Here is a 22675-nt window from a genome sequence, read left to right as displayed (position 1 = left end):
TCATGTTGCCTCTTTTCAAATTATTGGGTACAGGTATATGATGGAACAGTTGGCGGATAATGTAAAGGCTTTCTAAAACGAAATCTTAGAACTTTAACAAACTTTCGAAAGGTCATGTCCGTTGGCAATGAAAGCAGGAGGTAGTTTAGATTGATTAAGATGATTGCACTGGATTTGGACAACACCTTACTGAATTCAGAGAAGAAAATTAGTGAAACAAATACCAAAGCTTTGAAGCAATTACACAAACAGGGAAAAGCCATCGTGCTGTGTACTGGACGGCCAATTAACGCCATTTGGGATTGGCTGACGCAACTGGGGTTAATGGATGAAAATGATTATTCCGTTAATTTCAACGGCTCCCTAGTTATTCACAATGTGGATAAGAAACCATTGATGTCCGATGGTATGAAACGGGATCATTTTGCGTATTTGCACGAATTTTGTGCTGCGCATCAGTATCCATTAGATATTCTAGATTTTAACGGCGTGTATCCAATTAATGATTTGCCTTTATCAGGTTATGAAAAGCGGTTAGGAGGAAATATGCATTTCTTGCACATTCCGTTTGCAAAAATGCCAGATGCTTCCTATAGTAAGGCAGTAATTTGCACAGATCCTGGCGTTTTGGACCAGATTGTGGCAAATATGCCGGAACAACTAACTAAAGAATTTCATATTGTCCGTTCTCAACCCATGATTTTAGAATTCTTAAAACCGGGGATTGATAAGGGGTCGGCATTAGATGTATTGTTGAAACATTTTGGCTGGACACGTGATAATTTGATGACTTTTGGGGATGCCCAAAATGATTTGGAAATGCTCGCCAGTGCTGGAGTTGGCGTGGCGATGGCAAATGGGACTGCTGAAGCCAAACGAACGGCTAACCGAGAAACCGATTTGGATAACAATCATGATGGTGTGGCAGATTTTTTGACAAGCTATTTTGTAAAGGAAGAGTAATTTAAATTTTGCCAGATACATTTTAAAGCCATCAACGGCCTTCGTAGTAAAGGTGTTGAAACTAACTCAAAGAAAACAAAAATTTTTCATTAAAAGTGTTGACTTCGATTAAAATTTGATTACAATATGCTTTAACTAAGATTAAAAACAAATTAGACCTTAATTGGAATCAAACTTTTGGGGAAGTTTTTGTATGGATGTATTTTTAAGCGAAAAGAAGTAGATATTTGACGCGCATGAGTATCAATTGGAAAAGCAATCCAATTTACCGAAGAGCTGTAGCTTTGTGGCTACATATGCGTCTGACGATAGTATCGAGTCCTTAGCAACTTCTGGAGATAGTTCAAATATGACGGCTGGAACACTTATTGGGCTAAATCATGAAATTAGAACTAATAATGGACATATGGAAATACGTTCACATAGGGGTATCATTTATCGTTTGGGAACAAATACGACCTTTTCAATTCAACAAAGAATTGAAGGAGAAGTACCAATTTTCTATGGAAAAGTTTACATGGACACTCTAAGAGCAGATACAATCGTGGATGGAGGTAAGTACCGTACTAGCTGCGTTTCATTAACTGAGAATATTGATCCAGTGACGGATCGTTATTACGCGTTAAACGATCCTTTCGAAATTATGGAGTATGACGAACAAGGTAGAGAGTTTCAGATTGCGAGTGTAGCACCTTTCACTAAATTGGATCTTCGATTTAATAATAATTTGGTAATGAGGGAAAAATATCAAGTAGTTTCTAGAGCAGCATTAAATGATGAAGAGATTGACTCCCTGTATAGTGAGTGGGTGTCACCTGTTAATTGGAAATAGGATGGTAGGTGGTTATTTGAAAGCTCTGACTAATTTTAAAAATTATATTTCATTGTATGTTCGTAGTTTTAGTTTATTTTGGAAATCTTCTAGGGGTAGCAGTTCTGTGCTACTCTTTTTAGTTCCCATACAAGCGTTGGCACCTGCGGTCTTGATTAAAATCGCACAACTGATGCTGGATGAATTATTGCATGGCGGGGTGTCTGGTAGTCTTGTTATTTGGTGGGGGATAATCTTTTTCATTTCTTCAGCAGCAATTCCAATCAATACTTCGCTACAAGGCATTTTAACTGATAAATTAATTGCTTTTGTTAACATGCAGCTCATGCAGAAATCAAAATCAATTAATGGATTAAATTTATTTGAAAATGCAGATTTCTATGACAATCTTCAATTGGTTAGTTCAGAGGCCTCTTGGCGTCCAGTTAACTTGATTGTTTTTGGCATCAGCATGTTACGTGAATTGATTACCGTTATTTCGATGATGGCTCTGCTTGCTAGGTACAATTTTTGGATTGCGATCATCTTACTTTTAGCAATAATTCCGCAAAGTTTAGTCATCTATCATATTCAACAAGACTCTTTTGAAACGATGGTGACCCGTAGCCCCGATGCTCGTAAAATTCAGTACTATAGTGAGGCATTACTAACGAATAAAGATGCCAAAGAGGTCCGGCTATTTGGAATGTTTGATTTTTTCATTAATGCTTATAAATCAGTTTACAAGGGCATGCATGCTAAGATGAAAAAAGTTCGAATGAAGCAAATGTGGATTTCACTCGCTTTTTTGGCCATTAGTGTGATTTTGAGTATTGCCAGTTTGATTTGGATGGTTACGGTTATTCGGCGAGGACAAGTATCCGCGGGTGGCTTTTTGATTTTTGTGTCGACATTAACAGCAACTTCAAGTAGTGTTTATGCATTCATTGAAAATTCAAGTCTATTGTATGACACGCTTTTATATATGCAAAAGTACTTTGACTTTATGCATGTCAAAGAAGCTAGTGACTATTCTGGTAAGTTGCCATTTCCTGATGAGGTGCAAACGATCACTTATGAGGGAGTCTCGTTTCGCTATCCTGGACAAAGAATCGATGCCCTGAAGGATGTTTCTTTTAATGTTCATGGCGGAGAAAGAATTGCGATTGTTGGAGAAAACGGGTCTGGAAAATCAACTTTAGTGAAATTGCTTATGCGTTTTTATGATCCGCAGCAAGGCAAAATCACTTTAAATAATATGGTTATTACTAAATTAAATATTAGCGCATATAGAAAAAAATTGGTGCAGTTTTTCAAGACTATTCAAAATTTTATTTACCAATTGGTCAGTCTATTGGGTTAGGGAATCCTGAACTAGTTGATGATAAGCAAAAAATTGTTAACGCAATGAAAAATGGTGGTTTCTTTGAAGCATATGTTAATAAAAAATTCAATTTAAACACTATGTTAGGAAAACAATTTGATGGTGGGATTGATCTGTCAGGTGGCCAGTGGCAAAAAGTAGCAATTTCACGAGCTTTTATGGCAAATTCAAATATTCTAATTTTAGATGAGCCGACTGCTTCGCTAGATCCGCGTAGTGAGTTCGAAATTTATAAAAGCTTTATTAAAATGACAGAAAATAAAACTGTTTTTTTTATAACTCATCGAATGTCGGCAGTAAAATTAGCAGATAAAGTATTAGTATTGAAAAACGGAAAAATTGTTGGGTTTGCACCACATAGTGAGCTAATGGAAGAAAATAAGTATTATGCTGACTTATATAACTTACAAGCCAAATCGTTTCAGAAAGATTAATTTAATAGCGGTGAAAAAATGGTAATAGATAATGTAGGTTAAAATACTGGTGTGAGAAAAAATAGCAAGTGGCCCGTGGTTCACAAGTGATTTTATTAAGAACACGTATTGATTTTTTATTTTTATAAAGTGAATTATGTGATGTATAGAAGAGTATATTGTGCTCTTCTATTTGTTTATTTTTTTCAATTTTTCAATCACGGTGGCTTTGATATTGAAATTCTATTTAATCATTTTCTTGAAACGAAAAAATAGTTACTTTTATAAGATTTTTCTGAAATCATGAGATGTTTTCCTGATTCACGGAGGTTTTGACCAAGTTCTTGATTTAAAGCAAAGAAAAAAAATAAAATTAACTTGCCTTGAAGTGCACTCCAAGGTTTATGCTTATGATGTTGAGTAATAATTAAAAAAATATTTAGGAGATGGATTCTTTGAAAGCAGCAGTATTTATGGAACCTGGCAAAATGGAAGTTCATGAGGTTGATAAACCAAAAATTGAAAAGCCATCCGATGCCTTAATTAAAATTGTCCGCGCTTGTGTTTGTGGTTCTGATTTATGGTGGTACCGTGGTATTTCCAAACGGGAAGCTAATTCTTTAGTTGGTCATGAAGCCATTGGGGTAGTTGAAGAAGTTGGCGCAGATGTTTCTGATATTAAAGCCGGCGATTTCGTAGTTGTACCATTTACCCATGGTTGTGGTCATTGTGCCGCATGTTTAGCTGGATTTGATGGGGACTGTTTGAATCAAGAAGCTGGTGGTAATGGCGGCTATCAAGGCGAATATTTACGTTACACCAATGCCAACTGGGGATTAGTTAAAATTCCTGGCAAACCTGCTGATTATTCAGATGAACAATTAAACTCACTTTTAACTTTGGCTGATGTCGTGGCAACTGGTTATCATGCCGCTGCCAGTGCCGAAGTTAAAGAAGGCGACACAGTAGTCGTCATGGGCGATGGTGCGGTTGGTTTATGTGGCGTAATTTCCGCTAAGCTGCGCGGGGCAAAACGCATTATTGCGATGAGCCGTCATGAGGATCGTCAAAAATTAGCGCGTGAATTTGGTGCAACCGACATCATCCCAGAACGTGGTGATGAAGCTGTCAAAAGGGTAATGGAATTAACTGGCAGTGGTGCTGACGCCGTTCTTGAGTGCGTGGGTACAGAACAATCAGTTGATACAGCCGTTAAGGTTGGCCGCCCGGGAGCTGTTGTTGGCCGGGTTGGTGTCCCTCAAAAAGCTGAAATGAATACGAATAATCTGTTCTGGCGTAACATTGGTTTACGTGGTGGGATTGCCTCTGTCACAACAGATGATAAAAATATTTTGTTGGATGCTGTTTTAAGCGGCAAGATTAATCCTGGCAAAGTGTTCACAAAGCGCTTTGATTTAGACCATATTCAAGATGCTTATGAAGCAATGGACAAACGGACTGCAATCAAGTCTTTATTGGTTATTAGCGAAGGTTAAATGAAAAATCATCCTTATTCTCATTGTGAGAGTAGGGATGATTTTTTTTGCGTTTGTTTTAAAATTCGCGAATAACCTTAGCCAATTGAAACTTGCCTTGGTCAAAATGGTAAACAAAGATTGCACCATTTGGGAAGCCCTTTGCAAGTTCTTCAGTTGGATCTTGTAGCATACGTAGGAAGTTGAAACACGCCCCGCTATGCGACACAGCTAATACTTGGTTATTGTCTGGCTTAGCCATAATTTTGGTGAGACACTTCAGCATGCGTTGACCAACTTCATTTGAAGATTCACCGCCATAGGGAAGGAAAAAGGTTTCAAAATCTTTTGGTGCTTTAGGGCTCAAATATTCTGGTTCACCTTCAAAAACGCCATAGTTCTGTTCTTTGAGAGCTTTCACGCGCTGATACCCAAGCCGATTTTGCAAAATAAGTTCGGTCGTATCACAGCACCGTTCTGAAGTGGAACTATAAGCATGATCTAAGGAAATATTTTTAAAAAAATCACCTAGTTTTTTGGCCTGTGCCACACCATTTTCAGTTAAAGGTGAATCACACCAACCTTGAATTTTATTTTGGATATTGAATAAAGTTTCACCATGCCTGACCAAGTACAAAGTTTTCATCATCATTATCCTCCCTAATTGTTTTCGTTATTGTAAATTCTACTACTTGAAGTATACTTCAAGTCAAGAGGTGAAAAAATTGAAAATTGATGCAGTGGCACAGCAATTTAATATTTCGACAACCACGATTCGCTATTATGAACGTGAAGGGCTGTTAGGACCTGTCAAACGTGTGAACGGCATTCGTGAATTTGAAGCGACTGATCTTGATCGCATTGATTTTATTTTATGCGTGAAGGCATGTGGGATGACCCTGGGCCAGATTAAACATTTTTTGGCAATTTATCAGCAGGGGGATGCAACAGTAGCCGAAAGATTAACTATTCTCCAAGATCAATTGGTTCAATCTGAAGAAAAAGTAAGCAATTAAAGCAGTCGATGAAGCATTTAAAAATTAAAATTGAAGACGTTAAAGCTTTGATGTAACGCTATTTATAAAAATGTCAATTTGGCAACTAATCAATTAAAATAAATCATATCAAATATAAAAGGTGGCCTTTTTATGCGTGCAGTATTAACCGTGGTTGGACAAGATAGAGTTGGAATTGTGGCGGGTGTTAGCCAAGCTTTGGCAGAATTAAAGTTTAATATTGTTGATATGAGTCAAACTATCATGGAAGGAAATTTCACGATGATGCTGGTATGTGAGTTGCCGGCGACAAAGATGGATTTTGAATCGGTTCGTAACCAGTTAAGTAAATTGGGTCAACAATTAGGTGTGCAGATTCGGATTCAACGTGAAGAAATTTTCGACGCAATGTACAAAATTTAATGGAGGTGCCGTAATTTGGAAACTAACCAAATACTTGAAACAACACGAATGATCGACGAAGAAAACTTGGATATTCGGACGATTACGATGGGCATCTCTTTATTGGATTGTATTGATCCGGATATTGAACAGGCCTGCAACAAAATTTACAAAAAAATTACCACAAAAGCTGCCAATTTAGTTTCAGTTGCCAACGAAATTGAAGCTGAATATGGTGTGCCCATTATTCACAAACGTATTGCGGTCACACCAATCAGTATTATTGGTGCAGCCACCAATGCAACAAACTACCTACCATTTGCTCAAGCTCTTGATCGGGCGGCTAAAAAAGTTGGCGCTAACTTTATTGGCGGATTTTCAGCTTTAGTTCAAAAGGGCTATCAAAAAGGAGACGAGATTTTAATCCACTCCATTCCGGAAGCTTTAAGAAAAACGGAATTTGTCTGTGGCTCGGTTAATGTCGGGTCTAGCAAATCTGGTATCAACATGGATGCGGTTCGAGATATGGGAGAGGCGGTCAAAGCTGCTGCAGCGTTGTCGCCTTTAGCGCCAGCCAAATTAGTCGTGTTCGCGAATGCAGTTGAAGATAATCCCTTTATGGCGGGGGCTTTTCACGGCGTTGGTGAAGCAGATGTGGTGATCAATGTGGGAGTTAGCGGACCAGGAGTGGTCAAACGAGCATTGGAAAAAGTCAAAGGAGAACCTTTTGACGTGGTGGCAGAAACAATCAAAAAGACCGCCTTTAAAATTACGCGTGTCGGCCAATTAGTTGGGCACATCGCTTCAGATCGACTAGGTGTACCGTTTGGCATTGTTGATTTATCATTGGCACCAACACCAAAAGTCGGTGATTCTGTTGCCCGAATTTTGGAAGAAATTGGGGTGGAAACTGTTGGAACTCATGGCACTACCGCTGCGTTAGCAATGTTAAATGATGCTGTAAAAAAAGGTGGCGTCATGGCTTGTAATCAAGTTGGTGGATTGTCTGGAGCCTTTATCCCCGTGTCCGAAGATGAAGGGATGATCGTCGCAGCTACCAGTGGTGCGTTGAATTTAGAAAAACTAGAAGCAATGACAGCCGTTTGTTCAGTAGGCTTGGACATGATTGCCATTCCAGGTGACACGCCAGCTTCGACGATTGCTGCCATGATTGCAGATGAAGCTGCAATTGGTATGATTAATAATAAAACTACGGCAGTTCGGGTAATTCCTGCAGTCGGTGCCAAAGTTGGTGACAACGTGGAGTTTGGCGGTTTGCTTGGTAATTCACCAGTAATGCCAGTTAATACGGCTTCATCTGCAGATTTCATTGCGCGTGGAGGTCATATTCCAGCACCAATTCATTCATTTAAAAACTAGCGTACGCAAAAAAGACACCCTTAAAGGTGTCTTTTTGCGTTATAAACAAATAGCTTTAATCGTTCACTGAATGATTACGGGTAATTAGTTTGAACACGATTTGATAAACAATGATAAACAAAACCACGTTTAGTGCCCAGCAAAGGATTGAAATGGCGATGCCGGCGTTGGTCAAATGTTGGGCTAAGAAAAAGCCAATGATGACAAACACGATCAAAGCCAAAGGTGTGGACAACCAAGCTTGTTTAGCAAGGTGTTCACGGCCAATTTTAGCCATGTAAGGCAAAACGGCTGAAAGGGCAATAAAGATAATTGGAATCACAATGTTTAACGTTAATTCTTTTGTATATAAAACAGTTCCGGGAGTGGCATCGGTTGGTCGAATTCCCATTACGGAGAAGACCAAGGTGATAATTAAACACCAGAGACCCACTAACCAAGCAAATTTATCGTTTTTGATAAAGCGGTATTCTGAAGGATAATCCTTACTTTTAGCACGAATGCGCATGAAGGCATAGAATACAAAACTTGTGACAAATGGCGAAACAATTCCGTTAATATTTAATAACCAGTTGAACATGTCGTTGATACTTGGAAGCCAGTTACTCAAGAACAAAACTAGTGAAACGATAGCAGTGGTCAACCAGTAACCATTGATTGGTAGGCCGTCATCGTTGAGTTTCGTAATGCGTTTTGGCAAGTATTTCTTGGAAACATTAGAAATAAAGATTCGTGTGCTAGCGTCCAAAATTACGGCTAACTGAGCACACATATAAATAAATTGTGCCACCGCAAAGATGTACATCAAAACGTTGCCCATGCCAAATTGTTTTCCAAGGGCTTGGAAGGCGTAGTAAGAGCCATTCATCTTCAAATCATAGGGTAAATGATGGGCATTGAAGAAGACACCTAATGAGAAGGATCCAAACACGGTGAGGAACCCAGTCATAATCAACAACATCATCATGGCCTTTGGAAAATCACGATTACCGTGTTTCATTTGTTTGACGTAAGGTCCTGCCAATTCAGCACCGTTAATGGCAAAAATCAATAAGCCAAACGTGGAAAGAAAATGACCATTAATTTTAGGGATAAAGGCGCCTAAATTGAAGGGCTGGGTTTCGATATGACGGCCATGAATCAAAGCGCCAACCGTCATCAAGACGAACAAGATTGTCATGACAAACATTGCACCACCACCGATAGTACTCATAATTTCCAAGGACTTATTTTTGAATAAATGCTGGAACCAGATGAAGCCAAGGAAAATAATTGCAGTGAAAATGGCAAACATAAATGTTGACATGTACTTGTTTAAATCACCGTTGCCTTTGACTAACCAACTGATGGAAACCACCACAGAGTTGGCAACATCGACTACGTAAGGTAAACCGGCAATCCAGTAGAGAAAGGCGACCATGTAGCCGGCAAGATCACCATTCGTGGAGCGAATCCATGAAGATAAGCCACCGCCTTCGTTTTGAAAGGCGGAACCCAGCTGGCCAACCATCATTTCGTAAGGCCAAACGAACAGAAGTAACATGATAATCCAAGTTGTGACGATTGCCAAACCTTGATTATGGAAGTTGTAAATTAAATCATCGAAACCGATAACGGTCACGAAATCCATCAGGGCCACCACTGGCCAGCTGATGAAGTGCTTATTTGTGTCTAGGGGCGAGTTTTTCATTTTTAAATTCTCCTATTTTTAATTAATTATTTTTTCTATCTGATTAAAATAATAATCAACAGAAATTTGAGAATCCTTAATGGTTAATTTTGTGACGCTACCGTTGCTGGGACTGGTTGTAATATCCATGTCTGGTGCATAGCGAGCCACAATGCTGCGAATGGTTGTGCCATGAGAGACGACCAAAATCTTATCTTGATCCTGACTGTGAGTCTTTAAATAATTAAAGCCCTTATCCAATCGTTTCCAAAAATCTTGATGATCCTCAGCGTCGTGGAAGGGATCGGCAGCTTTCACAGCATTTTTAGATTCACTAATATCGTGATTCATCAAAAAATCGTGAAAGTTGCGGGCCTTGCTAATTGGTTTCAGAACTTGGAACCACGTTTGCGCAGAATCAGCGCCTTCAAAATAACCATAGAATTCTTCTCGAAACTCTGGTAATTGTTTTACAGTGAGTCCGGGAGATTTATTACTATGGACAATTGTGTTGGCGGTGTTAAATGCTCGCGTGGTGTCGCTCGAGTAAGCAGCAGTGAATGGAATGTTTGCCAAACGCTGACCTGTTACTTTAGCATCCTGCCAACCTTGTTCAGTTAATGGCGAATCAGACCAACCTTGCATCCGGTTATACCGGTTGAAAAAAGTTTGACCATGACGCACAAAATAAACTTCGACTGTTTTCATATCTATTCTCCTTTCTCGTTTATGTCCGAAAGCTATTGTATCACAGGCCATGACTGTAGTTATAGCCTTTTTTTGTGTTTAATATGAGCTGATTTAATAAGAATCATGCTATAGCTGTAAGACATCGCTTACAAAAAATAAGACAACTTTCAGCTAGAACTCTGAAAACTGTCTTATTGGTAACGAGAATTAATTCATTTTTCCCAATTCACGCCGAATTTCTTCGGTATCATTCTTATTGCCAGTAAAAATAAGGCGATCATTTAGCTCAAGTTGGGTTGAACCGACTGGCCGAATTAGGTGACGATTACGAAAAATCTGACTGATGGTAATTTTATTGATAAACGATAGATTCTTGATTTCCATTCCCGTATATTTTCGATTTCGGACTTGAACTTCAAAAATGGCATTTTCTGTTTCATTCAAAAGCAGCATGGTCGATGGTGTTTCGATTAAACCGCGGAGCATGGCAATGTTGACTTCTGGCGTGTTGTAGATTTCAATGCCGAGGTCACGAAGCTGTTTTTCGTGTTCGCTTAACAAGTTGCGATCTTCAAAGCGCACAATGACGCGCCGAATCCCATAAGCTTTTGCGGCTTTGGCAATTTCGTAGTTTTCTTGCGCACGGAAATGGCCAACCACTAAAATGTCAGTATCAAATACCCCTTGTTTAATAAGTTCTTCAGCATCTAAACTTGCCAATAGGTGCGCGTTAATTTCACTGTTATAGGTTCGAAAATTCTTTTCATTATCTGTGTACATTTGAATATCGTACCAACCCTGAGTGAGTTGCTGGGCAACTGGCACTGTGAAAATATTGGTCCCAATGAAGTGAACGATCTGTTTTTTGAGATCTTCCGGCTCAGGTTTATAGGTCTTACTAAAAATTAATGGTGAAACGATACATGTCAAAACGGCGGCTAACAGAAAGGCGCCGGACTGATGAGCGTTGATGGTGTGCATGTTTTTGGCTACTTGCAAAATTGCCACAACCATCGTAATGGTGGCTGTCGACAAACTCGTTCCGGCAACGGCGTTCATATTTTTAAACCGTAATTTCAAAATTGGATAGATCGCAAGTTTGGCAATGATGTAAGCAAGAAAGAATAAGGGAATCAACGTCAAAGCTTGAGGATCACTTAGCAAAGTGCGTAGGTTCAACCCGATGCCACTCATCATGAAAAAGATCGGGATAAAAAATCCGTAGCCGATCGAATCTAGTTTATCTTTTGTGTTTTCACTTGGGCGTAACAACTTGAGAATAATGCCAGCAATGAAGGCACCCAAAATGTTTTCAGCACCCACTGAAGAAGCGACAGTGACCATGGCTACGATGAGGAAAAAGGCTAGCCGAATATCAAGCTGGGTCGTGGATTTATTAATTTGTTCGAAAAAGTTGAAAAAGAATTTGAAACGCCGTAGCAAAAATACGGCCACGACAATAATTAAAAGTAACAACCAGAGACTTTTACTGCTGTCACCAAAAAACGAGGCGTAGAAGGTTAACCCTAACATGGGAATCACTTCGCCTAACACAGCGATGAGAAGCACCGTTTGTCCGAAAGCTTTACTCAGCAATTCATTTTCTTTCAAAGTCGCGATGACAATGCCAAGCGAGATGGTCGCAAATAAAATGGCTGCCAGCCAAAAGTCAGAAAAAAGATTTGTCCATTTAAAAATACCAGCGAGACCTAATGAAATGCCGATAATGGTTAAGTAGGCAAGTGTGGACAACAGAATTGGCGACCAGCGTGAATTTTGGGCCGCATTTTTTTGTGCGAGTGGTGAAAGCTCAGTTGGGGATTTTTTAAATAAATCGAAATTAATTTCCATACCACTTAAAAATAGTAAAATGATCACGCCGATATCAGATAATTGGTTTAAAATTCCGGTAGTGTGGACCACGTTTAACAAACTGGGGCCTAAGACGATGCCAATAATAATTTCCACAACCGCGGTAGGTAAGAAGGTGATTTTAAACCGCGCCATTAACATTGGGGTAATTAAGGCGGCAAATAGCATAATGAGTAACGAAACTTGATTCATGGTAAAGTTCCTCCATCCGAACATAATGATTGGAGTCAGGATAGCACAAGTTATTTCGACAAACAATATTTTTGACGATTTCCACACTAACATTCTGAGTAATTTAATAGGGTGGCTGATAATTGACTTATTATATAGGAAGTAGATTGATTGAGTTGTAGGCAAAAGAGTGGTATCATGTTTACTTAATTTATTAGATTTTTTTGCGGCAAAATTGCGCGCATGAAGTTTCCAATTTTTGTGTCACTTATCGTCACAACAAGTAATTTGGAGGGGTTTCATGACAGATTCAATTCAAAAGTACGAACAGGCACATCTGGACGAAGTAATTGCCAAGATCCAACAGGCCATTCAAAAGGCTACCAAAGATGTGACCACAGCGGAGACTGACTCCAAAGCGATTGATAAAAACTTTAGTAATGAAGTTCGAATGAATACCAGTACGTATTCTGGAATGATGGATACGGCGATTTCTGTGCGCCAACAACAGCAATTGTTGTCAGAACGTCAAAATAGTTGGCGCCATGCGAGTCAGCAATTAGATGTTTTGAAACGTTTAGAAAAGCGTCCTTATTTTGCCCGCATTGATTTTCATGAAGAGGGCGAAAAAAGCGACGAAACCATTTATATTGGTCTCGGATCATTTTCAGATACGCCTGAACATTTTTTGATTTATGATTGGCGAGCGCCAATTTCAAGTGTGTACTATGACGGCAAACTAGGCAATGTGTCCTATGAAACACCAGATGGTACACAAGAAGTGAACGTCAAATTAAAACGGCAATTTACTCTTGAAAATGGGAAAGTCGTCACGATTTTTGATACCGATGAAACTATCGGCGATCAAATGTTGTTAAATGCGTTGGGCAACTCTTCTGATACCAAGATGAAAAGTATTGTTTCCACAATTCAAAAAGAACAAAATCAAATTATTCGTGATACACATTCTGATCTGTTATTTGTGCAGGGAGCTGCCGGATCTGGTAAAACAGCGGCTATTTTGCAACGGGTAGCCTACTTACTTTACCGCTACCGAGGCAATTTGAACGCTAGCCAGGTCATTATGTTTTCACCAAACCAAATTTTTAATGACTATGTCGATCAAGTGCTACCTGAACTTGGCGAACATAATATGGTTCAGATGACTTATTATCAATTTACAAAACGCCGTATCCCGAACATGGAAGTAGAAACGTTGCAACAACGTTTTGAAGGCCGAACAGATCCAGTTTCCAAGAAGATTCGCCGTCTAGAAAACAGCCTGGTTTACTTTAATGCGGTCACTAAATATGGCAAACATTTGGAAACAGCGGACATGAAGTTCCGTAACCTCATGTTTAGAGAAAAGCCATTTGCAGATCAAGATAAATTACATGATATTTACTACAGTTTTAATGAAAACTACCATTTAGGAAACCGTTTAGATGCGACCAAAGAAACTTTATTGAAATCTTTGAATCATCGAATTGGCGGTGAAGTTCGTTCTAAATGGGCGGAACAAGCTGTTCAATCCCTAAATCATGAAGATCTGGAAAAACTGTATGGTGGCGAGCCACGAGAGTTTGATGATAGTGATAAAGAGTTTAAATTCTTGGCCCGGAAATTAGTTATCCAAGCACTTCAACCAGTTCGTAACGCAATTGTGCACAATCGTTTTCTCAATATTAATGCGCAATACGTGCTCTTTTTGCGCAGCGTTCCTCATTTAGTGCGTTTAGATAAGTTTGGTTTAACGGCATCCGATTGGCGGACCTATGTAGATGAAACGATTGAAGGCCTGAAGAAACATGCCATCTCCCTGAATAACACTTCAGCTTACCTCTATTTGTATGATTTAATTGTGGGTAAAAAGGGTGAACGGGATATGCGTTACGTGTTTATTGATGAAATTCAAGATTACACAGCCTTCCAGTTGGCTTACTTGAAGTTCAACTATCCACGAGCTAAGTTCACGTTGTTAGGGGATTTGAACCAGTCAATTTACAGTAATGAAAATACAACGACCTTGCTGGCAGAACTTTCCACAATGTTTGATAAGGATAAGACCCGTGTGATTCAACTTGAGAAGTCTTACCGTTCAACACAACAAATTACAGACTTCACTAAAGAAATTTTGACAAACGGTGAGGCAATTGAAGCCTTTCAACGGGAAGGTGAGTTGCCAGTAGTTAGCGTAAAATCGAAGGCAAGGGACGCAATTAACCGTGTGCAACACCAACTCCGTCAAAACGAAAAAGACGGCGAATCAACTGCTATTATTGGCAAATCAGTAGCTGCATGTGAAGAGATTACTAACGGCTTGCGTGAAGCTGGCGAAAAAGTGACGTTAATTCGAACTGAAAATCAACGTTTAGCTGAAGGAATTGTCGTCGTGCCATCTTTCTTAGCTAAAGGACTTGAGTTTGATGCAGTGATTGTTTGGGATGCATCTGACGCCACTTACCATGATGAAGATGAACGGCAGTTGCTGTACACCATTTGTTCTCGAGCAATGCATCGTTTAACAATTGTGGCAACTGAAAAGATGTCACGTTTGTTGGACCGGGTGGGTGCCAAACTGTATATCTTGGAATAATGAGTCATTGAGGAAATAAAAATGGTAGAAGAAGATCAAAGTTACTATCGATTTTTAAAAGATGATTGGAAAAAATTAGCTCCTGAAGCAAAATTACCTTTATCAAGTCAGCAACTGAAGGCAATCAAGGCGTTAAATGACCGCATTTCTTTACAGGATGTGCAGGATATTTACGTGCCATTAGTTCACTTGTTAATTAAGAAATTCAGAAGCTTTCAAGCGTGGCAAGCTACGAAAACCGATTTTTTGGATTTGCCTGAAAAACGCGTACCATTTGTGATTGGCATTTCTGGAAGCGTGGCCGTTGGTAAAAGTACGACGGCGCGTTTGCTTCAAGTGTTGCTGACTAATTTCTTTCCGAAATTACATTCTCAGTTAATTACCACCGATGGTTTTTTGTTTCCTAATGCTGAATTGGAAAAACGAGGAATTCTGGATCGCAAAGGTTTTCCAGAAAGTTACGATATGCCGAGCCTCTTAGATTTTATGGGCACTGTCAAAAATGGCCAGGCCAGAATTCAGGTTCCACTATACTCGCATCAAAGCTACGATATTGTCCCCGGCGAGTTTGAAACGGTGGATAATCCAGATATCTTGATTGTTGAAGGGATTAATGTCTTACAGTTACCTTCCAATCAAACCATTTATATCAGTGATTTCTTTGATTGGTCCGTGTATGTGGATGCGGATCCAGAGTTAATTGAAAAATGGTTCTTGGAACGATTCGGAATCTTGTTGGATACCGCATTTCATAATCCAGAGGACTACTATTATGAATTTGCGCAATGGCCCCGACAAAAAGCTTTTGCGGAAGCTAGGAAAGTCTGGGAGAGTGTGGATCTGCCTAATTTGGATGAATTTATCCTTCCAACACGTTCCCGTGCCAACCTGATTTTGCATAAGGTTGAACATCATGCAATGGATGCCGTTTATTTACGGAAATATTAGTGTTTAGTAAGCCAGTTTGGAATAATTACATTTCAAACTGGCTTTACTTTAAGCTTTATTATAGATAGAATTGACGTAGATGTTTTGTAACTTAACTTTTAAAAAAATTTATAGAGTAAACGTGCCAAAAATAGCAGCTTCTTCCGCTTAGCTACGATACTCAAACGATTCCAAAAGCGAATCATTCGAGTATCTAGGCTATGCTCAGAAGCTAAACGCTATTTTTGACACTCTCTCTAATCATGAGGTGAACAACTTGGCTAATTTAGATTTGTCGCAATTCGACAAAATCATTGTTTTGGATTTCGGAAGTCAGTACAACCAACTCATCACACGCCGGATCCGTGAATTTGGCGTTTACTCCGTTCTCCTTTCCCACAACATCACCACGGATGAGATTCGAAAAATCAACCCCAAAGGGATCATTTTTTCCGGTGGCCCTAACAGTGTCTACGATGACGACGCTTTTCGTGTTGATCCTGAAATTTACAAACTTGGCATTCCCATTCTTGGAATTTGCTACGGCATGCAGCTCATGGCTTACAACCTTGGTGGGAAGGTCGAATCAGCCGACAACCGTGAATACGGTCATGCTGACATCGATGTGACTGACGCCCAAACACCTTTATTCAAAGGCTTACCAAGTCACCAAACCGTTTGGATGAGTCATGGTGATTTAGTCAAACAAGTTCCTGATGGTTTCACTTCAGTTGCCACCAGCAAGAACTGTCCCATTGCTTCCATTGAAGATCCTAAACGGAAATTCTATGGCATCCAGTTTCATGCGGAAGTTCGCAATACCCAGTATGGCAATGAAATTCTGAAACACTTTGCTTTTGATGTTTGTGAAGCGAGTGCCAACTGGTCAATGAATGATTTCATCGATTTACAAATCAAAAAGATTCGTGAAGAAGTCGGTGATCGTAAGGTCTTACTTGGCCTTTCTGGTGGCGTGGATTCCAGTGTTGTTGGCGTGTTATTGCACAAAGCCATTGGCAATCAGTTGACCAGTATTTTCGTAGACCACGGCCTGTTGCGTAAAGGTGAAGCTAAACAAGTGATGGATAGCTTGGAAGGCAAGTTCGGCTTGAACGTTGTCAAAGTTGACGCTCAAAAACGTTTTATGGACAAACTGGTCGGTGTTTCTGATCCTGAAAAGAAACGTAAGATTATTGGTAACGAATTTATTCAAGTGTTCAATGATGAAGCTCAAAAGCTTGATGGTATTGATTTCTTGGCACAGGGAACTTTGTACACTGATGTGATTGAAAGTGGCACGGATACCGCGCAAACAATTAAGTCTCATCATAACGTGGGTGGCTTGCCAAAGGATATGCATTTCACTTTGATTGAACCCTTACGGACTTTGTTTAAAGATGAAGCTCGTGATTTGGGTGAGAAATTAGGGATGCCATCCGATTTAGTTTGGCGTCAGCCATTCCCAGGTCCCGGTTTAGGCATTCGGGTTCTTGGTGAAATTACTGAAGATAAATTAAACATTGTGCGTGATAGTGACTGGATTTTACGTGATGAAATCAAAAAGGCCGGTTTAGACCGTGATATTTGGCAATACTTTACAGTATTACCAGGCATCAAGAGTGTCGGTGTCATGGGCGATGGCCGAACTTACGATTACACAGTTGGCATTCGTGCTGTGGACTCAGTTGATGGAATGACGGCAGACTTTGCCCGCATTCCTTGGGATGTCTTGCAAAAGATTTCCGTTCGCATCGTAAACGAAGTCGATCATGTTAATCGCATCGTGTACGATATCACGAGCAAGCCACCAGCAACAGTTGAGTGGGAATAATTTAGATATAAAGCTTGAAACTGGAATGTTGATTTAACGGTATTTGTAAGTTTATACAATTGATGAATTGGCGGTGAATCTGAAAAAAGTTCCCCACCAAAAACTCCATCAAGAATCGTGGAAGTCTTCGGTCACTTAAGAGTGATTGAAAATCTCCACGATTTTTTGACTAAATGCTAAAAAAGTGTAGTACGAGGGAGGAAATGTTATGAGTAAGTTTAATTATGAGGACTGGGATATAGAACCAGAGTTAGAAATTGGGAACGATGATTTTGTATTTGGTAATTATGTTGATTGGGATAGATTTAGACAGGACGAAGAAGAAAATCTGCTATCGTATTTTGACATTAAATTACCCTGGGGTGAGGAATTATATTTATCAGAGTATTTTGAGTTTCTCAGACAAGAAGTATTTCAGAATACATCTATTGTTGAGGACTGGGATTTAGATAAATTAGAAATCACAACACAGAGCAATATTATTTCAGAAATGGTTATTCAGTTTCCAACACGTAAGGAAAGTAATTCAGATGAAATTATTTCTGCTGTCTTTGATTATTTTGAAATTCCATCGGGGACGGAATATGAATATGAACTACCAGAAAAGCTACAGTATTGGCATAACATGTTAGAGAATGACTATCTTGAAAGTGAATATGAAAACTATAGAAAATACCCCCTTAAATTTGGGACCTATAAGAAAACAATGTCCGATATAGAATTAAAAGTTAGTAATACTTCTGATATTATGACTAAGAAATCATTAATACTATCATCATTTATTATTAGTGAAAGCTTACTGAAGTCTGCAATTGTTTCTAAAATTCCAAAGGAAACAGCAATTAGTAATTTCAGCAAGGAAATTTTATCAACGGAAATTGATAGTAGGCTTCGAGGAAATGTTGGTAAACGGAATGGGCTATTTAAGCAACTTTTCAATGAAAAGGTTCCAAAGCAAGCATGGGTTAATCTTAGGAACTCATTAGCCCATGATATAGAATCCGCAACCGTACAAGGTAACGAAATAAGCTATATCAGTTTAATTGATGATAATGAATACACGGTTAATTTTGATAATCTGTTTAAACAGCAGATGGATTTTTACAGAGAGCTACAACAGATTATGGAAAACGATGACGAATCAACAAAATAGAATATACTCACGTTAAATATCGATTAAAACTATAATTATGAAGTACTTCAGTGGACTTTTTGTGATGTTAGTATGTTGCTTTTGGAGTCATTTCTGACTGCACAAATACTGAGAACCTATAAAACGGATCTCTTCGATGTTTTTTAAAAGCGAGGTAGATTTTAATTTTATTTCTCTGTATATTAATTCTCAATTTCTCTCGTTAAGTTGAAAAGTGCTTCTAGTACGGTTGTGTAGCTGATTGACATTATTGCTGGTACTGTTGCCATGAAGTGTGTAAGCTTTCAGAATCGGATAGGGCACTGATTTCAGTTAAGCGATTTTCAATCGTTTTGGCTGGGATATGATCAAACGCCGCACTTTTGAAAAATTCTTTTTTTAAAAGCACAAGATCAATGTCAGTTCGATAGAGAATGGACAATGAGTAAACATCAAACAAATCCTTAGCACGAGTATTTAACATGCCATGATTTAGAAATGCTGATAACTTGTCTGCCAAGATTTTTTCAACTGGGATGCCATAAATTGGAAACTTTTCATCGGCGTTTAAAATACTTTGATGATCAAGTATGATTGGAATCGTCTCATAGGGATTACCTTTTGAAATATCCAGCTTTACACTGACTTTACTTTTTTCCATTTGTGCCAGCAGGTTGACACGAATTCCGGGATAATCATCATCAAGTTGTTTTTGTTCAATCGACTTAATTGTAAAATTGACATAATCGGTAGATTGCTCGAAGACTTCATGCAAAACGGTTGCTAATTTATCTGGTTGCAAGGCTGGTCCAACATAGATTGCGTCAAGGTCTTGGGTCATTCTATTTTCAATTCCGACAAGGCTTTGGATTTCAAAACCACCATTGAGAACAAAGTAACGGCGATAATTAGATTCAGAGATCTGCTTTAAAAAGTGTTCTAGAAAAAAGAGTTTCTGAAAATGTTGAATATTGTAGCCAAGCTCACGAGCGCGTTTGCTGATCAGTGGTAGAACTTAATCAACTTCACTCATTGCAGGTAGACCTCCATTACTTTTAGTAGGGTACTATTTGGGTATAATTCATCCTTGACTTCGGTTAAATTTTTAAGCCTTTTTGCGCTGGGTGAACTTGCTAGATACTTTTTAAGCGCATCATTTTTGATGTAGGGTTGGATTTGTTTTGATTCCCAAACATCTAATAAGGTTCGTTCCTTAGAATAAACTTGAACCGTACCACCATTTTCGGTTTGGCCGGTTTCGATACCAAGTAAATAGCGCTTTTTCGATAGATAGCGTGCCTTAATATGGTACCTTTTTAATGATGCGGCGCTTGGATGATAACCTTGAGGGAAGGTCAGATCGTAATGAAGCGGCATTTCATCAGTCAAGTCATGAATGATCAAAGCACTGACTAACGAGAAAACACCACGCGAGAACTTCTGACTGATCAAACTAAACTCATCAAGAAGATAGCCTGGGAAAACATAAATACCACGATCAATTTTTTCAATGGTGCCATCAGTTGATAATTCACGGATTTTATCCTTGGATAAGCCATATTGTTGAGCAGTTTTGTAAATGAACGTTGGGTAGTCATGTTCCAGTTGGGCTAAAGTATCCATTGCTATTAAGCACCTTCTTTATATACTATAATTTACTATATTTATAGTATATAGGTTAGAGAAGTGATTCGCAACTCTCAATATGACTTTACTATTTTTCGGCTTGATTATTAATACCTACTTCATTTTTACTCGTTGGATTAGACAATAGCTATCATCTTGTCATGTTATGGTGTGACGGAAATCAACAGGTTTTTCTTGATGAAGAGAGGGTGCTGTGTAGTGTGTCTGAAACTGAACCGACTGAAATAAGTCATCAGTATCAAAAGTTGAAGGGAGTATCTAATTAGTAATAAATTTGAGATCAAATAAAAAAGGTAGACCAATATATACATCGGACTACCTGTAACTGTGGTTTTGAAGTTTAGATTCCTCAATACTACTGGCACTAAAATGGCACATCGCATTTGATTTTTTAGTTTTTTATTGCTAATGTTTGTTTAGAAAAACGCCTTAAACACGTTGATTCATCTTGATACTGTTAAGGCGAAGTATAGAGTGGGAATAAAGAATTATTGATATTAAAGCAGCTTCTAGCATTGTATTTCATGAAGCTGTTTTTGTTTTCTAACAGTAATTGAATTCAGACAGCATATTACAATTTTTAGAAACTATAAAGCATTTTATCCGTTTTATACTCACAGCATGCTATAATGTGAGTATAAAACGGATTTTTTGAGGTGAATCGAATGAGTCAACAATCTGAAATTATTAAATACTTAAATGAAAATGGCGGTCAAATTACATCCAGAGAGGCCAGTTCAATGGAAATATCACCTAGAGTACTTCGAAATATGTATGCTCATGGGCAGCTCGAAAGATTGGCACCAGGTGTGTATATTGATCCGATTGAATTTGGTGACGATATTGCTGCATTACAATACCGTCTTTCGAAAGGCGTTTTTTTTAAGGATACTGCATTGTTCCTTTATGGAATGATTGACCGCACGCCAAGTATCTATGAAATGAATTTTCCATTGCCTTATGCATATAGTACTAAAACAGACGCACCAATAAAAATTTATCGGCAGAAAAAGGAATTTTTTGAGATTGGCATAACAACAACTGAAACTCCAGTGAAGCATGTGGTTAAAGTTTATGATGTCGAGCGTACTTTGTGTGATATTTTGCGAACACGGGATCGATCCGACGTCGAAACGATCAAACAGGCGATGAATAATTACGCGAAAATGCGAAAAAAAAATATCCTCAAATTAACTGAATATGCGGATATATTTAAAGTAAGGGATGAAATTCAAAAATATATGGAGGTTCTCCTATGAAGTTAGATTTTTCTGATAAAAAGCAATTTTTGGCCAAAATTAGAAAAATGGCCAGTCAAAGAAAAATTAGTCCGCAAATTCTTTTACAAGAAGTTGTTTTAGATGATATTTTAGATCGAATTGCACATTCGGAATATCGGGATAACCTTGTCCTTAAGGGCGGTTTTTTAATTGCGTCGTTGATCGGAACGGATACACGTTCAACACGAGATATTGATACTTCAATTGTTGGATTACCAGTTACTAAAGAAACTATGAAAAAAGTGTTTGAAGACGTTTGTGCCATAGAATTACCCAATGACATTATTCAACTAACAATCGTTAAATTGGATGATATTCGTGAGGATGATGAATACAGTGGCTATCGAATGCATGTGAAAGCTAAAGTCTATTCGTCAGTTGTCAATGTCAAAATTGATATTTCAACAGGCGATGTTATTACTGAACGTGCAATTATCTATGGCCATAAGCTGTTACTCGAAGACAGAACAATTCAAGTTATGGCTTATAACCTAGAAACGATTGTTGCAGAAAAACTTGAAACAATTGTTAATCGTGCGTTTTTTAATGCACGGTTGAAGGACTATTATGATTTGTATTTATTTGATCGGCAAAGCGTTAAGTTTATTGATTTTGATTTACTTAGAAAAGCCATTTACGCAACTTCAGGAAATCGCGGAACAAGTGCTAAAATTGGTGACTATGTTAAAACTATAAATACTCTCAAGCTCGATTCAAATTTAAGTCAATTGTGGCAAGCCTATCAGGAACGGAATAATTATGCAAAAGGAATCTTATTTGTGGATACTTGTGATGCGGCAATTGATCTTACGAAAAAATCTGGAATTGGATAGTAAACACGATTTGTGGTTGCTGACAAAATTTTTAAAATATGATGTAATTGAAATTATCTGTGACAAAGGTGAAGATCACATTGTTTACGATATCACGAGCAAGCCATCAGCAACAGTCGAGTGGGGATAAGTCACCAAGTTAACTTGGTGGTGGACGCCGATATTTAGACTTCCTAACTTAAAACAGTAGTTTAAAATCATATA

General features: G+C 38.5%; 20 protein-coding genes. 14 read left to right on the top strand and 6 right to left on the bottom strand.

What is annotated here, in order from left to right:
- Positions 1–159 precede the first annotated feature (159 nt).
- The 5 genes from AB3217_RS08450 (at position 160) to AB3217_RS08430 (ending at position 5067) form a co-directional block, all read left to right on the top strand.
- Positions 160–963, top strand: a complete 804-nt coding sequence (locus AB3217_RS08450; protein ID WP_068806853.1) for a Cof-type HAD-IIB family hydrolase — start codon at positions 160–162, stop codon at positions 961–963.
- A gap of 286 nt (positions 964–1249) precedes the next feature.
- Positions 1250–1795, top strand: coding sequence for a hypothetical protein (locus tag AB3217_RS08445; RefSeq protein ID WP_157077538.1), 546 nt, complete (start codon positions 1250–1252; stop codon positions 1793–1795).
- A 106-nt stretch (positions 1796–1901) separates the two neighbouring features.
- Complete coding sequence (locus AB3217_RS08440; protein ID WP_198145826.1) at positions 1902–3137, top strand: ABC transporter ATP-binding protein; 1236 nt, start codon at positions 1902–1904, stop codon at positions 3135–3137.
- 44 nt (positions 3138–3181) lie between these two features.
- Positions 3182–3592: an ATP-binding cassette domain-containing protein gene (locus AB3217_RS08435; RefSeq protein WP_084254298.1), complete on the top strand. Its 411-nt coding sequence runs from the start codon at positions 3182–3184 to the stop codon at positions 3590–3592.
- Between the two features lie 434 nt (positions 3593–4026).
- On the top strand, positions 4027–5067 hold the full coding sequence (locus AB3217_RS08430; RefSeq protein WP_367365981.1) for a zinc-dependent alcohol dehydrogenase family protein: 1041 nt from the start codon (positions 4027–4029) through the stop codon (positions 5065–5067).
- A 58-nt stretch (positions 5068–5125) separates the two neighbouring features.
- Here the strand turns inward: AB3217_RS08430 and AB3217_RS08425 are convergent, their stop codons facing one another.
- Positions 5126–5692 carry a histidine phosphatase family protein gene (locus AB3217_RS08425; RefSeq protein ID WP_260274607.1) on the bottom strand — a complete coding sequence of 189 codons (567 nt, stop codon included), beginning with the start codon at positions 5690–5692 and terminating at the stop codon, positions 5126–5128.
- A gap of 79 nt (positions 5693–5771) precedes the next feature.
- On the opposite strand from AB3217_RS08425, the gene AB3217_RS08420 reads away from it, so the two are divergent.
- The 3 genes from AB3217_RS08420 to AB3217_RS08410 all read left to right on the top strand — a co-directional run bounded on the left by AB3217_RS08420 (position 5772) and on the right by AB3217_RS08410 (position 7823).
- Entirely contained in the window at positions 5772–6062 is a 291-nt protein-coding gene (locus AB3217_RS08420; protein ID WP_367365980.1) for a MerR family transcriptional regulator, read from the top strand.
- Positions 6063–6194: 132 nt separating this feature from the next.
- Positions 6195–6464 carry an ACT domain-containing protein gene (locus AB3217_RS08415; RefSeq protein ID WP_057784244.1) on the top strand — a complete coding sequence of 90 codons (270 nt, stop codon included), beginning with the start codon at positions 6195–6197 and terminating at the stop codon, positions 6462–6464.
- A 15-nt stretch (positions 6465–6479) separates the two neighbouring features.
- Complete coding sequence (locus AB3217_RS08410) at positions 6480–7823, top strand: PFL family protein (RefSeq protein WP_367365979.1); 1344 nt, start codon at positions 6480–6482, stop codon at positions 7821–7823.
- Positions 7824–7878: 55 nt separating this feature from the next.
- On the opposite strand, the gene AB3217_RS08405 is transcribed toward AB3217_RS08410, so the two are convergent.
- The 3 genes from AB3217_RS08405 to AB3217_RS08395 all read right to left on the bottom strand — a co-directional run bounded on the left by AB3217_RS08405 (position 7879) and on the right by AB3217_RS08395 (position 12246).
- Positions 7879–9513, bottom strand: a complete 1635-nt coding sequence (locus AB3217_RS08405) for an APC family permease (RefSeq protein ID WP_057784239.1) — start codon at positions 9511–9513, stop codon at positions 7879–7881.
- Between the two features lie 18 nt (positions 9514–9531).
- Positions 9532–10200, bottom strand: a complete 669-nt coding sequence (locus AB3217_RS08400) for a histidine phosphatase family protein (RefSeq protein WP_367365978.1) — start codon at positions 10198–10200, stop codon at positions 9532–9534.
- Positions 10201–10389: 189 nt separating this feature from the next.
- Positions 10390–12246: a cation:proton antiporter gene (locus AB3217_RS08395; RefSeq protein WP_367365977.1), complete on the bottom strand. Its 1857-nt coding sequence runs from the start codon at positions 12244–12246 to the stop codon at positions 10390–10392.
- 280 nt (positions 12247–12526) lie between these two features.
- On the opposite strand from AB3217_RS08395, the gene helD reads away from it, so the two are divergent.
- The 4 genes from helD to AB3217_RS08375 all read left to right on the top strand — a co-directional run bounded on the left by helD (position 12527) and on the right by AB3217_RS08375 (position 18732).
- On the top strand, positions 12527–14821 hold the full coding sequence (helD, locus tag AB3217_RS08390) for an RNA polymerase recycling motor HelD (protein ID WP_367365976.1): 2295 nt from the start codon (positions 12527–12529) through the stop codon (positions 14819–14821).
- Positions 14822–14842: 21 nt separating this feature from the next.
- Positions 14843–15769, top strand: coding sequence for a type I pantothenate kinase (gene coaA, locus AB3217_RS08385; protein WP_367365975.1), 927 nt, complete (start codon positions 14843–14845; stop codon positions 15767–15769).
- A 256-nt stretch (positions 15770–16025) separates the two neighbouring features.
- On the top strand, positions 16026–17579 hold the full coding sequence (guaA, locus tag AB3217_RS08380) for a glutamine-hydrolyzing GMP synthase (RefSeq protein ID WP_367365974.1): 1554 nt from the start codon (positions 16026–16028) through the stop codon (positions 17577–17579).
- A gap of 208 nt (positions 17580–17787) precedes the next feature.
- Entirely contained in the window at positions 17788–18732 is a 945-nt protein-coding gene (locus AB3217_RS08375) for a hypothetical protein (protein ID WP_367365973.1), read from the top strand.
- A 247-nt stretch (positions 18733–18979) separates the two neighbouring features.
- On the opposite strand, the gene AB3217_RS08370 is transcribed toward AB3217_RS08375, so the two are convergent.
- Positions 18980–19633, bottom strand: a complete 654-nt coding sequence (locus tag AB3217_RS08370; protein WP_232310807.1) for a nucleotidyl transferase AbiEii/AbiGii toxin family protein — start codon at positions 19631–19633, stop codon at positions 18980–18982.
- Between the two features lie 107 nt (positions 19634–19740).
- Complete coding sequence (locus AB3217_RS08365) at positions 19741–20334, bottom strand: abortive phage infection protein (RefSeq protein ID WP_068806786.1); 594 nt, start codon at positions 20332–20334, stop codon at positions 19741–19743.
- A gap of 689 nt (positions 20335–21023) precedes the next feature.
- Between AB3217_RS08365 and AB3217_RS08360 the strand changes: the two genes are divergently transcribed.
- Both AB3217_RS08360 and AB3217_RS08355 read left to right on the top strand, forming a co-directional pair.
- Entirely contained in the window at positions 21024–21617 is a 594-nt protein-coding gene (locus AB3217_RS08360; RefSeq protein WP_068806783.1) for a type IV toxin-antitoxin system AbiEi family antitoxin domain-containing protein, read from the top strand.
- Entirely contained in the window at positions 21614–22471 is an 858-nt protein-coding gene (locus AB3217_RS08355; RefSeq protein WP_367365972.1) for a nucleotidyl transferase AbiEii/AbiGii toxin family protein, read from the top strand. Before AB3217_RS08360 ends, AB3217_RS08355 begins: the two co-directional genes overlap by 4 nt.
- The last annotated feature ends 204 nt before the right edge of the window (positions 22472–22675 follow it).

The organism is Pediococcus parvulus (assembly GCF_964063155.1).
Lineage (GTDB): Bacteria > Bacillota > Bacilli > Lactobacillales > Lactobacillaceae > Pediococcus > Pediococcus parvulus.
The sequence above is the reverse complement of the archived record's forward strand: the minus strand, read 5'-3'. Positions and strand labels throughout refer to the sequence as shown.

Excerpts from the sequence above, each read along its gene's own strand:
- AB3217_RS08450 (WP_068806853.1), top strand. The coding sequence starts at position 160 with ATGATTGCACTGGATTTGGACAACACCTTACTGAATTCAGAGAAGAAA.
- AB3217_RS08435 (WP_084254298.1), top strand. The coding sequence starts at position 3,182 with ATGAAAAATGGTGGTTTCTTTGAAGCATATGTTAATAAAAAATTCAAT.
- AB3217_RS08425 (WP_260274607.1), bottom strand. The coding sequence starts at position 5,692 with ATGAAAACTTTGTACTTGGTCAGGCATGGTGAAACTTTATTCAATATC.
- AB3217_RS08415 (WP_057784244.1), top strand. The coding sequence starts at position 6,195 with ATGCGTGCAGTATTAACCGTGGTTGGACAAGATAGAGTTGGAATTGTG.
- AB3217_RS08405 (WP_057784239.1), bottom strand. The coding sequence starts at position 9,513 with ATGAAAAACTCGCCCCTAGACACAAATAAGCACTTCATCAGCTGGCCA.
- AB3217_RS08400 (WP_367365978.1), bottom strand. The coding sequence starts at position 10,200 with ATGAAAACAGTCGAAGTTTATTTTGTGCGTCATGGTCAAACTTTTTTC.
- AB3217_RS08395 (WP_367365977.1), bottom strand. The coding sequence starts at position 12,246 with ATGAATCAAGTTTCGTTACTCATTATGCTATTTGCCGCCTTAATTACC.
- helD (WP_367365976.1), top strand. The coding sequence starts at position 12,527 with ATGACAGATTCAATTCAAAAGTACGAACAGGCACATCTGGACGAAGTA.
- coaA (WP_367365975.1), top strand. The coding sequence starts at position 14,843 with ATGGTAGAAGAAGATCAAAGTTACTATCGATTTTTAAAAGATGATTGG.
- AB3217_RS08375 (WP_367365973.1), top strand. The coding sequence starts at position 17,788 with ATGAGTAAGTTTAATTATGAGGACTGGGATATAGAACCAGAGTTAGAA.
- AB3217_RS08365 (WP_068806786.1), bottom strand. The coding sequence starts at position 20,334 with ATGGATACTTTAGCCCAACTGGAACATGACTACCCAACGTTCATTTAC.
- AB3217_RS08360 (WP_068806783.1), top strand. The coding sequence starts at position 21,024 with ATGAGTCAACAATCTGAAATTATTAAATACTTAAATGAAAATGGCGGT.
- AB3217_RS08355 (WP_367365972.1), top strand. The coding sequence starts at position 21,614 with ATGAAGTTAGATTTTTCTGATAAAAAGCAATTTTTGGCCAAAATTAGA.